The organism is Nonomuraea sp. NPDC054003 (genome assembly GCF_055585125.1).
Window position 1 is genome coordinate 125,710 of sequence record NZ_JBVJKR010000016.1, and the last position, 11,873, is coordinate 137,582.

The window sequence follows — 11,873 nt, forward strand, 5'->3', positions numbered from 1 at the left end:
CCCGCCTGCGAGGGGCTTCCCAACGAAGGAACCCCTCGCACACCCGCCAGAGCCCGCTTATCCTTGCTGCCTTCCGGCCCTGGGGAGGTTCACAGGATGACGCCGCGCGAGGGGTCCGGGGACAGTCTATCCACATGCGGCAGTGCTCGCTGCCACGAAATGGTGGTCCCGAGACCCTGCCGAGTCCGGTAAGCTCGTCGGCGGAGGATTCGCCTAGTGGCCGAGGGCGCACGCTTGGAAAGCGTGTAAGGGGCAACCCTTCGGGGGTTCAAATCCCCCATCCTCCGCGCCTGGTTGAGGCAGTAAACGCGAAGGGGCCGACCCTATCCAAGTCGGCCCCTTCGCTGTTTTCCGACCTCATCATGCTCGCAGCATGCCGAGGGCGCGGACCCGGCGGCGCGTCAGGTTCGGCGGATCCCGGTGAGCTTGTCGGGGTTGGTCACCGAATAGATGCCGGCGATCCGGTCGCCGTCGGGCGCGAGGTCCACGACGACGACGGCCAGCGGGCTGTCGCCGGAGAAGACGAGCGCGCACGGGTCGCCCGCCACCCGCCGGTAGCGGATGTCCAGCCCGCCGTCGGGCAGCGTCGCGGCGACCGACACGAACAGCGCCGCCACCCGGTCGCGGCCGCGCACGGGACGCAGGCTGGTGGCGGGCCCCTTGCCGCCGCCGTCCGTCCACAGGGTCACGTCCGGTGCCAGCACCTCCAGCAGCGCCCGCAGGTCCCCGCCGAGCGCGGCGGCGGCGAAGCGCTCGGTGACCTGGGCGTGGACGTCCGGCTCGGTCCGGTGGCGGGGGCGGCGCGCGTGCACGTGGCGGCGCGCGCGGGCCGCGAGCTGGCGGACCGCCGCAGGCGTGCGGCCCAGCATGCCCGCGATCTCCGGATGGCCGAAGCCGAACACCTCGTGCAGCACGAACACCGCCCGTTCGAGCGGTGACAGGGTCACACGGCGCCGACCTCCCCGCGACGACGCCGGACGTGGCCACCGCCCTCACCGAGGCGGCGCACGACGCCGGGCTGCGGGTCGTGGCCCACGCGATCACCGCGGCCGAGGTGGGCATCGCGCTCGACGCCGGCGCCGACGGCCTGGCCCACGTGTGGACCGACCTCGCGCCGGGCGACCCGGCTTCCCGGCGGCTGGCCGAGCGGGTACGCGCCCTGGGCGTCTTCGTCGTGACCACGCTCGCGTACTTCGAGGCGATCACCGCTGGGCACGTCGAGACCGCTGACCGCGCGCGTCCCGGCAGCTCGGCCGGGGCCGCCGGCGCGCTGCGGGACCTGCACCGGGCCGGGGTGCCCCTGCTCGCGAGGACCGACGCCACCCCGTTCGCGCCCGCCCACGGGGCCGGCCTGCACCGCGAGCTGGAGTTGCTCACCGAGGCCGGGCTCAGCGCCGAGGAGGCGCTCGCCGCCGCGACCGGCCTGCCCGCCCGGCACTTCGGCCTGGACGACCGGGGCCGGATCGCCCCAGGTCTCCGGGCGGACCTGGTGCTGGTCGAAGGCGACCCCACCCGTGACATCACCGCCACCGGCGCCATCGTGGACGTCTGGCGCCGAGGGGTGCGCCAGACCCGTCGGTGACGCACTGTACCTTTCTCCTTATTGCACATGGATTGCAATAAGGAGGCCTTCATGTCCGACGCCAGCCCGCCGGTCCGGCGCTCGCTGTTCCTGCACGCGCCGATCCGGCGGGGGCCGCGCATGATGCTGGAGCGGATGCTCGCCCTGGTCGACGATGACACCCCGGCCGACGGCCCCGAAGGCCCCGTCGCGGTGCTGGAGCGGCGGCTGGCCGAGCTGCTCGGCAAGGAGAGCGCGCTGTTCTTCCCCAGCGGCACGATGGCCCAGCAGACCGCGCTGCGCGTGCACGCCGACCGGCGCGGCCGCCGCACGTTCGCCGCGCACCCGCGGTCCCACCTGGACGTGTGGGAGGAGCAGGGCTACAACGCCGTCCACGGCCTGCGGTTCCGCAGGGCCGGCGACCCGCACGAGCTGATGACCGCGGAAGACCTGGCGGCGATCGGCGAACCGCTCGCGGCAGTCGTCTGGGAGCTGCCGCAGCGCGACCTCGGCGGCCTGGTGCCCGGCTGGGACGACCTGCGCGAGCAGGTCGCGCTCGTGCGCGCCACCGGCGCCGCCACGCACCTGGACGGCGCCCGGCTGTGGGAGGCCCAGACCTACTACCGGCGGCCGTTCGACGAGATCGCCGCGCTGTTCGACACCGTCTACGTCTCCCTCTACAAGAGCCTGCAGGGCGTGCGCGGCGCGGTGCTCGCCTCCGACGCGGCCACCGTGGAGGTGGCGAGGGTGTGGCGGCAACGACTCGGGGGCGGCATCGGCGACGCCTGGCCGCTCGCCCTGGCCGCGCTGGTCCACCTCGACACCCTGGCCGGCGAGATGCCCGCGTACCGCGAGCACGCCATCGCCATCGCGGCCGCGATCAACGCGGACGGCGCCGCCCGCGCCTGGCCCGACCCGCCGCAGACGCCGCTGTTCCACATCCACCTGCCCGCCGACCGGCGCGCCGTCGAGCGGGCCGGCGCGGAGATCCTGGCCGAGCGCGGCATCCAGCTCTGGGGCCGGGTACGGTCCGCGTCCGAGCCCGGCCGCTGCGCCTTCGAGGTCAGCGTCGGCGAGAACGCCATGGAGTTCACCCCCGGCGAGGTGGTCGCCCTCATCCGCGACCTGCTCGCCCGCGCCGCCCCTTGAGCGACACGATCAGGAATCGAGAAGCGTCGCCGGGCGCGGCACGCCTAACGTGGCAGCCATGGACATCACCATTCACGCGAGCTTCCTCCCGCACTCCGACCCCGACGCCTCGCTGGCCTTCTACCGCGACGCCCTCGGCTTCGAGGTGCGCAACGACGTCGGCTACGAGGGGATGCGCTGGATCACGGTCGGCCCCGCCGGCCAGCCCGACACGTCCATCGTCCTGCAGCCCCCGACCGGCGACCCCGGCATCACCGACGACGAGCAGCGCACCATCGCCGAAATGATGGCCAAGGGGACCTTCGCCGGTATCGTCCTGTCAACCGACGACCTGGACGGCACCTTCGCCCGGCTCCGCGACAACAGCGCCGAAGTGATCCAGGAGCCGACCGAGCAGGACTACGGCCTGCGCGACTGCGCGGTCCGTGACCCCGCGGGCAACATGATCCGCATCCAGGAACGGCCCTGACCCTCCGGCGTTCACCGCGGTGGCCGCCCAGCTGACGAGCGACCACCACGTACCCATGGAGACACGATGACCACGAGAACGGACACGCGGTCGCCCGAGCCGCACGCCGCCGACACCCACGACCTGATCCGCGTGCACGGCGCGCGGGTGAACAACCTCAAGGACGTCAGCATCGAGATCCCGAAGCGCCGGCTGACGGTGTTCACCGGCGTCTCCGGCTCGGGGAAGAGCTCGCTGGTGTTCAGCACGATCGCCGCCGAGTCGCAACGGCTGATCAACGAGACCTACAGCGCCTTCGTCCAGGGCTTCATGCCGGTGCTGGCCCGCCCCGAGGTCGACGTGCTCGACGGGCTGACCACCGCGATCATCGTCGACCAGCAGCGGATGGGCGCCGACCCCCGCTCCACCGTCGGCACCGCCACCGACGCCAACGCGATGCTGCGCATCCTGTTCAGCCGGCTCGGTGAGCCGCACATCGGCTCGCCGCAGGCCTTCTCCTTCAACGTCGCGACGGTACGGGCGAGCGGCGCGATCACGGTCGAGCGGGGCGCGCGCAAGACCGAGAAGGCGACCTACACCCGCATCGGCGGCATGTGCACGCGCTGCGAGGGCCGCGGCACGGTCTCCGACATCGACCTCACCCAGCTCTACGACGACTCCAAGTCGCTCTCCGAGGGCGCGTTCACCATCCCCGGCTGGAAGTCCGACAGCTTCTGGACGGTGCGGGTCTACGCCGAGTCCGGCTTCGTCGACCCGGACAAGCCGATCCGCGACTACACCAAGAAGGAGCTCCAGGCCTTCCTCTACAAGGAGCCGGTCAAGGTCAAGGTCGACGGCGTCAACCTGACGTACGAGGGCCTGATCCCCAAGATCCAGAAGTCGTTCCTCTCCAAGGACCGGGAGGCGATGCAGCCGCACATCCGCGCGTTCGTGGACCGGGCGGTCACCTTCACCACCTGCCCCGAGTGCGACGGCACCCGGCTCAGCGAGCTGGCCCGCTCCTCGCGCATCCGCGGCGTCAGCATCGCCGACGCCTGCGCGATGCAGATCAGCGACCTCGCCGCGTGGGTCCGCGACCTCGACGAGCCGTCGGTCGCGCCGCTGCTCGCCAAGCTGCTGCACACCCTCGACTCGTTCGTGGAGATCGGGCTGGGCTACCTCTCGCTCGAACGGCCGGCCGGCACGCTGTCGGGCGGCGAGGCGCAGCGCACCAAGATGATCCGCCACCTCGGGTCCGCGCTCACGGACGTGACGTACGTGTTCGACGAGCCGACCATCGGCCTGCACCCGCACGACATCCAGCGGATGAACGACCTGCTGAAGCGGCTGCGCGACAAGGGCAACACCGTCCTGGTCGTCGAGCACAAGCCGGAGACGATCGCGATCGCCGACCACGTCGTGGACCTCGGCCCCGGCGCCGGCACGGCGGGCGGCGCCATCTGCTTCGAGGGCACCGTCGAGGGCCTGCGGGCCAGCGGCACCATCACCGGCCGCCACCTCGACGACCGGGCGTCCCTCAAGCCGGAGGTGCGCACCCCCACCGGGAAGCTGGAGATCCGCGGCGCCAGCCGTCACAACCTGCGCGACGTCGACGTGGACATCCCGCTCGGGGTGCTCTGCGTGGTCACCGGCGTCGCCGGCTCCGGCAAGAGCTCCCTGATCCACGGGTCGATCCCGGCCTCCGCGGGCGTGGTCGCGGTCGACCAGTCGGCGATCAAGGGCTCACGACGGAGCAACCCGGCGACGTACACGGGGCTGCTCGACCCGATCCGCAAGGCGTTCGCGAAGACCAACGGCGTGAAGCCGGCGCTGTTCAGCGCCAACTCCGAGGGCGCCTGCCCCGACTGCAACGGCGCCGGCGTCATCTACACCGACCTGGGGATGATGGCGGGCGTCGCCACCACCTGCGAGGAGTGCGGGGGGAAGCGCTACCAGGCGTCGGTGCTGGAGTACCACCTCGGCGGCCGGGACATCAGCGAGGTGCTCGCGATGTCGGTGACCGAGGCCGCCGAGTTCTTCGGCGCCGGAGAGGCGCGCACGCCGGCCGCGCACGCCATCCTCGGCAGGCTCGCCGACGTCGGGCTCGGCTACCTCAGCCTCGGCCAGCCGCTCACCACGCTGTCCGGCGGCGAGCGGCAGCGGCTCAAGCTGGCCACCCACCTGGCCGACAAGGGCGGCGTCTACGTGCTCGACGAGCCGACCACCGGCCTGCACCTGGCCGACGTGGAGCAGTTGCTCGGCCTGCTCGACCGGATCGTGGACTCCGGCAAGTCCGTGATCGTCATCGAGCACCACCAGGCGGTCATGGCGCACGCCGACTGGATCGTGGACCTCGGTCCCGGCGCGGGCCACGACGGCGGACGGGTCGTCTTCGAGGGCACCCCCGCCGACCTGGTCGCCGCCCGCTCCACCCTCACCGGCGAGCACCTGGCGGCCTACGTCGGCGCCTGATGCGCGTTCGTAGCATGATTGACATCCGCGCGCAGGACAATGCCTCATGGCCGAACGAGAGCAGCGCACCGGCGACCCCGAGCTCGACCGCGTCATGGCGGAGTTCCGGGCGAACTCCACGGAGCTCGCCGACGTGATGGGCGCGGTCGGCGAGGTGACCGGCCACGCGGCCACCCCGGACGACAAGATCAAGATACGGGTCTCGGCGTCCGGGCAGCTGGCCGCGCTGCACATCGACCCCCGGGCGATGAGGATGGGCTCACGCGAGCTGGCCGACACGATCGTGGACCTGTCGCGCCGGGCCGCCGAGGACGCGGCGCGACGGCTGGTGGAAGTGACGCGGCCCTACCTCGGCGAGGGTGACCGGAAAGTCACTTGAGTCGCGGGATCAGGCTCCGCGTGCCGTGGACGATGAACTTCTGGTACATCTCCTCCTCGGTCAGCCCGTGCTCGGTCCCGGGCAGGGGGTTGTCGCCGCGCTGCGCGTCCAGGGACATCGAGTACGCGGTCGAGCCGGCCAGTCTGGGGACGAAGTTGCCGGTGTTGAGCGTCGTCCCGTTCGGCAGGGTCAGGTTGGCGGTGACGGCCCGCAGCCCGGGCACCTTCGCCATCAGCGCCGCCGTGCCGTCGAGGACCCCGTTGAAGGTCATGTTGGCCACGAAGTGCTCGCGGAACGCGGTGAGGTTGTGGCCGAGTGACCTGACGTCGTTGCCGGACAGGTCGGTCTTGATGCCGCCCGCGTAGTTGAGCGCCAGGGGCAGCGCCACCTCGCCGGTCGCGTACGACACGCTGTCGGCCACCCAGTAGGAGAAGGTGGGCAGCAACAGGGTGACGAAGCGGTGCGCGCCCAGTCGGAGCAGGATCGCCTGTCTCTTCATGATCGCTTGCAGGAGCTTCCAGGTGAAGACCTGATAACCGATGGTGTACATCATGTCCACGGTCAGGATCCAGCACAGCACGTGCAGCGCGTGGTTGACCTTTTCCACGACGTCGGCGTAGGCCCGGCAGGCGTTGGCCGCGTTGCGGTGTTTGAGCGAGACCGCGAGAACCGCGGGGCCGTATTCCTCCTGCCAGAACTTCTTGAACGCGTCGACCGCCTCGTCGGAGCTTTTCTTCCATAACGTTTCCGCGGCCGTGTTCGCCTCCCGGAAACGCAGGTCGATCGCGTCGGCGAGGTCGTCGAGGGCGTCGGCCGCCTGGCGGATCCGTTCGGGGTCGCCTTCGAGATAGGAGATGCCGAACAGCACCTCGGGTGCCAGCGCACCGGCCACGCCGGCGCCGGCCATACCGCCCAGGGCGACCTTGGTCGCGAGGCCGACGGGCATGTCAGGCCCTCTCCACCGGGGTGGTGGGCACGCTGACGTCGTCGTTCTCGCGCTCGGCGAAGGCGACCAGGTCGCGTACGGACGCGTTCCGGTCGACCATGCTCGCCCAGTCGGCCGCCTTGACGTTCTTGCTCATGGCCACGACGGCGGACCCGATGTCCCGGTACGCCTTGCCGAGGTTGTCCACGGCGGTGCTCAGGTCCTCGTAGGCGCTGTCGAAACCGGGGTGACCGTCGGCGCCCCTGCGGAAGATCCGCGCGGCCTCGTCGCTCGCCGGGTTTCCGAAGTAGGGAATGAGCGGCTCCAGTTCGGTGTGGAGCCGGCTGATCTTGCGGGCGCAATCACCATCCTCGCCGTGGATCGCCTTGCCGCTGCTCTCCATACTGGAATGGTCGATATCCAAGGTGGTCGCCTCCTCAGACGGCAATCAGCGGCCAGCCTTCACCTCATGTGTTACTCGTGGATGACTTCTCAGTTTCCGTTTGTGCGCTATCGCGCGGGCAGGACTTCGAGGGCGCCGGAATCGCTACGCAGGGTGATCTTGCGCGGGGCGGCGCCGTCGTGCGGGGCGTCGACGCGCCTGCGGCCCGAGTCGGTGGTGGCGGTGATGTCGTACGGGCCCTCCGGCACGCGTACGACGCTGGAGCCGGAGTCCGAGTTGGTCTCGACCTTGTCCGGCGCCGCGGCGAAGGACAGGGAGATGCCGCCCGAGTCGGTCCCGGCGACGACCTGCTTGCCGGTCAGGTCAGTGGCCTCGATCCGGCCGGAGTCGGAGTTCGTCTCGACCTCGCCGGACAGCCCGCGCAGCGTCACGGCGCCCGAGTCGGTGCCGGCCTTGACGCGCAGCCCGCGGGGGATCTCGACCTTGTAGCCGACGTCGCAGTGGAGCATGCCTCCCCAGCCGGTCGGGCAGGTGTACGCGAGCACGAGCGTGCCGCCCTCGACCTCGTGGGTGGGCTGGGGAGGCCGGTCGCCGGTCCAGGTGAGCGTCTCGGTGACGTGCACGCCCTGCCGGTCGGACTCGATCACCTCGATCGCGCCCCCGTCGGCCCCGACGTCGAGCGCGGTCACCGTGCCGGTGACGTCGTAGGAGGCGGTTTCCGTGTTCTCGGGACCGCCGATGCCGCAGCCCGCCGTCACCGCCGCCAGCCCGAGCAGGCCGGCGATCATCGCTGTTCGCCTGACGTCCATGGGCTCAAGTGTCGTGGGTCGCGGTCCGGGGGACCTCAGGTGACTCCCTGAGACTTCCCCTGAATCCGGTTAGGCGGTCGTCAGGGCTCTGGACCGGTCGGTCGCCAGATGGACGGCCATGCCGCCGAGCACGGTGCCCATGAAGTAGCGCTGGACCCTTACCCAGACCGGGCGGCGGGCGAGGAAGGCGGCCAGGCCGCCGGCCGAGATGACGATGAGCCCGTTCACCAGCGTGCCGACGGCGATCTGGGCGGAGCCGAGCACGAGGCTCTGCAGCATGATGTGGCCCATCGAGGGGTCGATGAACTGCGGCAGCAGCGACATGTACAGAATGGCGATCTTGGGGTTGAGCAGGCAGGTGAACAGGCCCATGGCGAAGAGCCGGCGGGCCGGCTCGACCGGGAGCTCGCGGGGCTCGAAGGCGGAGGTGCCGCCGGGCTTGATGGCGCTCCAGGCGAGGTAGAGCAGGTAGGCGGCGCCCGCCAGCTTGAGCGCGGTGTAGGCGGCGGGGACGTACGCGAAGATCGCCGTCAGGCCGAGACAGGTGGCGGTCAGGTAGACGCTGAACCCGAGGAAGACGCCGACCAGGGAGATGAGGCCCGCCCGCCGGCCCTGGGTGATCGACCGGGAGACCAGGTAGATCATGTTCGGCCCCGGGGTGAGGACCATGCCCAGGGAGACCAGTGCAATCCCTACTATTCCGCCCGTCATAGGGGAAGACTAACGGAACAACATAGGGATGACCATCTGCCCAGGGGGAAGCAGTGATCCACCCCCACGGAAGGGACACCGGGCAATGGACTTCAGGGACGACGTCAATCTAGACCCCTCACAGGTGGAGGACCGCGGCGGCGGGGGCGGCGGCGGCCGGTTCCCCGGCGGCATGGTCGTCGGCGGCGGCGGGATCGTCAGCCTGATCGCGCTCGTCCTGGTCTTCGTGCTCAACAATGTGGGCGGCGTGGACACCGAGCCCGGTCAGGGGCAGCCGCCCGCCAACCTGGCCGAGGAGTGCCGCACCGGCAAGGACGCCGACCAGGCCGGGAAGTGCCAGGTCGTCGGCGTGGTCAACAGCATCCAGGACTACTGGAAGACCGAGCTCCCGGAGTACCGCCTGGCCAAGACCGTCCTGTACTCCGGTGGCGTGCGCACCGCCTGCGGCGCCGCCGACTCCTCCGTCGGCCCGTTCTACTGCCCCGGCGACCAGCGGGTGTATCTCGATCTGACCTTCTTCGACGACCTGGAGACCCGGTTCGGGGCCAAGGGCGGCCCGTTCGCCCAGGCGTACGTGATCGCCCACGAGTACGGTCACCACGTGCAGAACCTGCTCGGCGCCCTCGACTCCGGCAGTTCGGTGGCCGTCGAGCTGCAGGCCGACTGCTACGCCGGGGTGTGGGCGAAAAAGGCGTACGAGGGCGGCTTCTACGCCGCCGAGTTCACCGCGGCCGAGATCGCCGAGGCGCTCGACGCGGCGGCCGCGGTCGGCGACGACCGGATCCAGCAGCGCAGCGGCGGCCGGGTCGATCCCGAGTCGTTCACCCACGGCAGCTCGAAACAGCGGACGGCGGCGTTCCAGCGCGGTTACGACACCGGAAATCCGGGCCGATGCGAGGGCGCCGAGCTGATGTGAGGAGTGCGGAGAACACGAGCGGGCGAAATCCGGCCTAAAATCGGGGGGGTGATCTTCAAGATGGTCGGCGACGGACGCCCTTATCCCGAACACGGATTGTCCAACCGCGATTGGGCCCAGATACCACCGCGGCAGGTCCGGCTCGATTCGCTGATCACCACCAAGGCCATGCTCGACCTGCACTCGCTACTCGCCGCCGATTCCACGTTCTACGGCGATCTCTTTCCGCACGTCGTGCAGTGGCAGGGCGAGCTCTATCTGGAAGACGGCCTGCACCGGGCGTTGCGCGCGGCCCTGCACCAGCGGTCCATCCTGCACGCCAGGGTTCTCGAACTTCACAGCTAGGGGAAAGCGCGCTCTTTTCTTCCGGGCCGCGGCGGCCCGGTCATTTCGCGCGACCTGAAAGGCGAAGGGGCCCCCGCTCGACGCGGAGGCCCCTTCGGGTGGCGGTGGTGGTGGGATTTGAACCCACGGATGAGTTGCCCCATCACACGCTTTCGAGGCGTGCGCCCTCGGCCACTAGGCGACACCACCGCCGACGAGCTTACCGGATCCGGCGAGTGCCGAAGAACTTCTTGAGGACGGCCGCGGACTCCTCGGCCAGCACGCCCATGACGACCTCGGGCCGGTGGTTGAGCCTGCGGTCGCGGACGACGTCCCAGAGCGAGCCCACGGCCCCGCCCTTCTCGTCGACGGCTCCGTACACGATCCTGTCGACGCGCGCCAGGACGGCGGCTCCCGCGCACATCGTGCAGGGCTCCAGCGTGACGACGAGCGTGCAGCCGTCGAGCCGCCAGGCGCCCCTGCGGCGGGCGGCGGCGCGGAGCGCGAGGACCTCGGCGTGGCCGGTGGGGTCGGCGGCGGACTCGCGGTCGTTGCCCGCGGCGGCGAGCACCTCGCCCGAAGGGCCGAGCACCACCGCGCCGACGGGCACCTCGCCGCGCTCGCCGGCGGCGGCCGCCTCGGCGAGCGCCTGCCGCATCGCGGCGGTCCAGGTCACCGCAGGCGGTCGAGCTCGTCGGCGAACGACAGCCGCTCGGCCAGCACCGAGACGATGTCGGCCGGGAGCATGTTCTCTTCCATGCTGAGTTCGAGCAGCTCCTCGGAGCTGATGCCGAGGTCGCTCAGCAGCTCGAAGTCGCCGGCCGGGCGCACCCCCAGCTCGTTGCCCTCCTTGTCGGGCGCCACGCCGGCGAACTCGGCGAACAGCTCACCCAGGTGGTCGGACATGATCGCGTGAGCGTCGGAGAGGAACACCCGGGGCTCGTCGTCGCCGCGGTAGCGCACGATCGCGAACCATTCGTCCTCGACCTCGACGCAGAGCAGGGCCAGCTCGTCGCCGACCAGCCCGAGCGCCTCCGTCACGGCGTCGCCGAAGTCGTCGACGATCTCGGTGGCGGACAGGTCGACCTCGGCGCCGCTCCAGCCGTCGGAGGTCCTGACGAAGGCCGCAGAGAAGGTGTTCGCCGCCATGTGCGCTCCAGGGGTCAGTCGAAGACCGATTCGATGGCACGCTCGAACGGCTCGGAGAACCCGAGCCGCGCCGCGATGCTGGACAGGACCTCGTCCGGCAGCAGGTCGACGTCGCCGGAGAGGATGCCGAGCTCCATCTCGTCCAGCCCGAGGTCCGCGAAGATCGACAGGTCGCCGGCCGGGAGCGCGGTGTCCTCGTCCTGGAGGATCTCGTCGAGCTCCTGCTCGTCGGGCACCGGCACGTCGAGGTAGTCGAGCACCTGCCTGGCCAGCGGGAAGTCCCACGAGGCGGCGATGTCGGAAAGGAAGACATCGACCCGCTCACCCAGGACCCGCAGCGCCACGAAGAACTCATCCCCCACGGCCACGAGGCCAATCGTGCCGCTCTCGCTCGGCTGCTGGCGGAGCGCCTTGACGAGCCCCTGCAGATCGGACGTGAGCGCCACGGGGAGCAGCTCGGCGTCCCAGCGCTCGTCCTCTCGATAGACCACGATGGCGAAATCGAGTGCCTCTTCGTCTGTCATCGCGATCCCCCACCCGACCCTGACACCAGAGTCTTCACAGGTATCCAATCGTTCCAGACCAGGCTGCCCGTCGTGGGCCGCTCCGACCAAATTGTGATCAAAA

The 11,873-nt window shown here is 70.6% G+C and carries 15 protein-coding genes, 2 tRNA genes and 1 other RNA gene; 8 read left to right on the forward strand and 10 right to left on the reverse strand.

Translation table 11 applies throughout. The annotated features are described in order from the left end of the window. Positions 1-21: 21 nt before the first annotated feature. Positions 22-120, reverse strand: an RNA gene (ffs, locus tag ACZ6YG_RS35295) — signal recognition particle sRNA small type. A gap of 82 nt (positions 121-202) precedes the next feature. Between ffs and ACZ6YG_RS35300 the strand changes: the two genes are divergently transcribed. Further along, a tRNA-Ser gene (locus tag ACZ6YG_RS35300) sits at positions 203-287 on the forward strand. Between the two features lie 114 nt (positions 288-401). Here the strand turns inward: ACZ6YG_RS35300 and ACZ6YG_RS35305 are convergent. After that, positions 402-947: a sigma factor-like helix-turn-helix DNA-binding protein gene (locus ACZ6YG_RS35305; RefSeq protein ID WP_466020389.1), complete on the reverse strand. Its 546-nt coding sequence runs from the start codon at positions 945-947 to the stop codon at positions 402-404. On the opposite strand from ACZ6YG_RS35305, the gene ACZ6YG_RS35310 reads away from it, so the two are divergent. The 5 genes from ACZ6YG_RS35310 (at position 935) to ACZ6YG_RS35330 (ending at position 6,009) form a co-directional block, all read left to right on the forward strand. Continuing rightward, entirely contained in the window at positions 935-1,582 is a 648-nt protein-coding gene (locus ACZ6YG_RS35310) for an amidohydrolase family protein (protein WP_466020390.1), read from the forward strand. The genes ACZ6YG_RS35305 and ACZ6YG_RS35310 overlap by 13 nt on opposite strands. Before the next feature lie 51 nt (positions 1,583-1,633). Continuing rightward, the gene (locus ACZ6YG_RS35315) at positions 1,634-2,710 is read left to right on the forward strand and encodes a threonine aldolase family protein (RefSeq protein WP_466020391.1); all 1,077 of its coding nucleotides are present in this window, start codon (positions 1,634-1,636) and stop codon (positions 2,708-2,710) included. A 58-nt stretch (positions 2,711-2,768) separates the two neighbouring features. Then, positions 2,769-3,179 (forward strand): VOC family protein, encoded by a 411-nt coding sequence (locus ACZ6YG_RS35320; protein WP_271279878.1) that lies wholly within the window; start codon positions 2,769-2,771, stop codon positions 3,177-3,179. Positions 3,180-3,245: 66 nt separating this feature from the next. Continuing rightward, complete coding sequence (locus ACZ6YG_RS35325) at positions 3,246-5,630, forward strand: ATP-binding cassette domain-containing protein (protein ID WP_148035992.1); 2,385 nt, start codon at positions 3,246-3,248, stop codon at positions 5,628-5,630. Positions 5,631-5,676: 46 nt separating this feature from the next. Further along, on the forward strand, positions 5,677-6,009 hold the full coding sequence (locus tag ACZ6YG_RS35330) for a YbaB/EbfC family nucleoid-associated protein (protein WP_148035991.1): 333 nt from the start codon (positions 5,677-5,679) through the stop codon (positions 6,007-6,009). On the opposite strand, the gene ACZ6YG_RS35335 is transcribed toward ACZ6YG_RS35330, so the two are convergent. The 4 genes from ACZ6YG_RS35335 to ACZ6YG_RS35350 form a co-directional block, all read right to left on the reverse strand. Then, positions 6,002-6,955, reverse strand: a complete 954-nt coding sequence (locus ACZ6YG_RS35335) for a hypothetical protein (protein ID WP_466020392.1) — start codon at positions 6,953-6,955, stop codon at positions 6,002-6,004. The genes ACZ6YG_RS35330 and ACZ6YG_RS35335 overlap by 8 nt on opposite strands. A gap of 1 nt (position 6,956) precedes the next feature. After that, positions 6,957-7,337, reverse strand: coding sequence for a hypothetical protein (locus tag ACZ6YG_RS35340; RefSeq protein ID WP_466020393.1), 381 nt, complete (start codon positions 7,335-7,337; stop codon positions 6,957-6,959). Positions 7,338-7,444: 107 nt separating this feature from the next. Then, entirely contained in the window at positions 7,445-8,146 is a 702-nt protein-coding gene (locus ACZ6YG_RS35345) for a DUF4097 family beta strand repeat-containing protein (RefSeq protein WP_466020394.1), read from the reverse strand. Between the two features lie 69 nt (positions 8,147-8,215). Further along, the gene (locus tag ACZ6YG_RS35350; protein WP_246640995.1) at positions 8,216-8,815 is read right to left on the reverse strand and encodes a LysE family translocator; all 600 of its coding nucleotides are present in this window, start codon (positions 8,813-8,815) and stop codon (positions 8,216-8,218) included. A gap of 127 nt (positions 8,816-8,942) precedes the next feature. Between ACZ6YG_RS35350 and ypfJ the strand changes: the two genes are divergently transcribed. Next, complete coding sequence (gene ypfJ, locus ACZ6YG_RS35355; protein ID WP_148035986.1) at positions 8,943-9,773, forward strand: KPN_02809 family neutral zinc metallopeptidase; 831 nt, start codon at positions 8,943-8,945, stop codon at positions 9,771-9,773. A gap of 48 nt (positions 9,774-9,821) precedes the next feature. Next, the gene (locus ACZ6YG_RS35360) at positions 9,822-10,118 is read left to right on the forward strand and encodes a type II toxin-antitoxin system VapB family antitoxin (protein ID WP_148035985.1); all 297 of its coding nucleotides are present in this window, start codon (positions 9,822-9,824) and stop codon (positions 10,116-10,118) included. A gap of 99 nt (positions 10,119-10,217) precedes the next feature. Here the strand turns inward: ACZ6YG_RS35360 and ACZ6YG_RS35365 are convergent. The 4 genes from ACZ6YG_RS35365 to ACZ6YG_RS35380 all read right to left on the reverse strand — a co-directional run bounded on the left by ACZ6YG_RS35365 (position 10,218) and on the right by ACZ6YG_RS35380 (position 11,770). Beyond that, positions 10,218-10,307, reverse strand: a tRNA-Ser gene (locus ACZ6YG_RS35365). Positions 10,308-10,317: 10 nt separating this feature from the next. Beyond that, positions 10,318-10,755: a nucleoside deaminase gene (locus ACZ6YG_RS35370; RefSeq protein WP_148037197.1), complete on the reverse strand. Its 438-nt coding sequence runs from the start codon at positions 10,753-10,755 to the stop codon at positions 10,318-10,320. Between the two features lie 14 nt (positions 10,756-10,769). Further along, entirely contained in the window at positions 10,770-11,246 is a 477-nt protein-coding gene (locus tag ACZ6YG_RS35375) for a tRNA adenosine deaminase-associated protein (RefSeq protein WP_148035984.1), read from the reverse strand. A gap of 14 nt (positions 11,247-11,260) precedes the next feature. Continuing rightward, entirely contained in the window at positions 11,261-11,770 is a 510-nt protein-coding gene (locus ACZ6YG_RS35380) for a tRNA adenosine deaminase-associated protein (RefSeq protein ID WP_148035983.1), read from the reverse strand. Between the last annotated feature and the right edge of the window lie 103 nt (positions 11,771-11,873).

Excerpts from the sequence above, each read along its gene's own strand:
- ACZ6YG_RS35340 (WP_466020393.1), bottom strand. The coding sequence starts at position 7,337 with ATGGAGAGCAGCGGCAAGGCGATCCACGGCGAGGATGGTGATTGCGCC.
- ACZ6YG_RS35345 (WP_466020394.1), bottom strand. The coding sequence starts at position 8,146 with ATGGACGTCAGGCGAACAGCGATGATCGCCGGCCTGCTCGGGCTGGCG.
- ACZ6YG_RS35380 (WP_148035983.1), bottom strand. The coding sequence starts at position 11,770 with ATGACAGACGAAGAGGCACTCGATTTCGCCATCGTGGTCTATCGAGAG.
- ACZ6YG_RS35335 (WP_466020392.1), bottom strand. The coding sequence starts at position 6,955 with ATGCCCGTCGGCCTCGCGACCAAGGTCGCCCTGGGCGGTATGGCCGGC.
- ACZ6YG_RS35370 (WP_148037197.1), bottom strand. The coding sequence starts at position 10,755 with ATGCGGCAGGCGCTCGCCGAGGCGGCCGCCGCCGGCGAGCGCGGCGAG.
- ACZ6YG_RS35350 (WP_246640995.1), bottom strand. The coding sequence starts at position 8,815 with ATGGTCCTCACCCCGGGGCCGAACATGATCTACCTGGTCTCCCGGTCG.
- ypfJ (WP_148035986.1), top strand. The coding sequence starts at position 8,943 with ATGGACTTCAGGGACGACGTCAATCTAGACCCCTCACAGGTGGAGGAC.
- ACZ6YG_RS35325 (WP_148035992.1), top strand. The coding sequence starts at position 3,246 with ATGACCACGAGAACGGACACGCGGTCGCCCGAGCCGCACGCCGCCGAC.
- ACZ6YG_RS35375 (WP_148035984.1), bottom strand. The coding sequence starts at position 11,246 with ATGGCGGCGAACACCTTCTCTGCGGCCTTCGTCAGGACCTCCGACGGC.
- ACZ6YG_RS35315 (WP_466020391.1), top strand. The coding sequence starts at position 1,634 with ATGTCCGACGCCAGCCCGCCGGTCCGGCGCTCGCTGTTCCTGCACGCG.
- ACZ6YG_RS35330 (WP_148035991.1), top strand. The coding sequence starts at position 5,677 with ATGGCCGAACGAGAGCAGCGCACCGGCGACCCCGAGCTCGACCGCGTC.
- ACZ6YG_RS35320 (WP_271279878.1), top strand. The coding sequence starts at position 2,769 with ATGGACATCACCATTCACGCGAGCTTCCTCCCGCACTCCGACCCCGAC.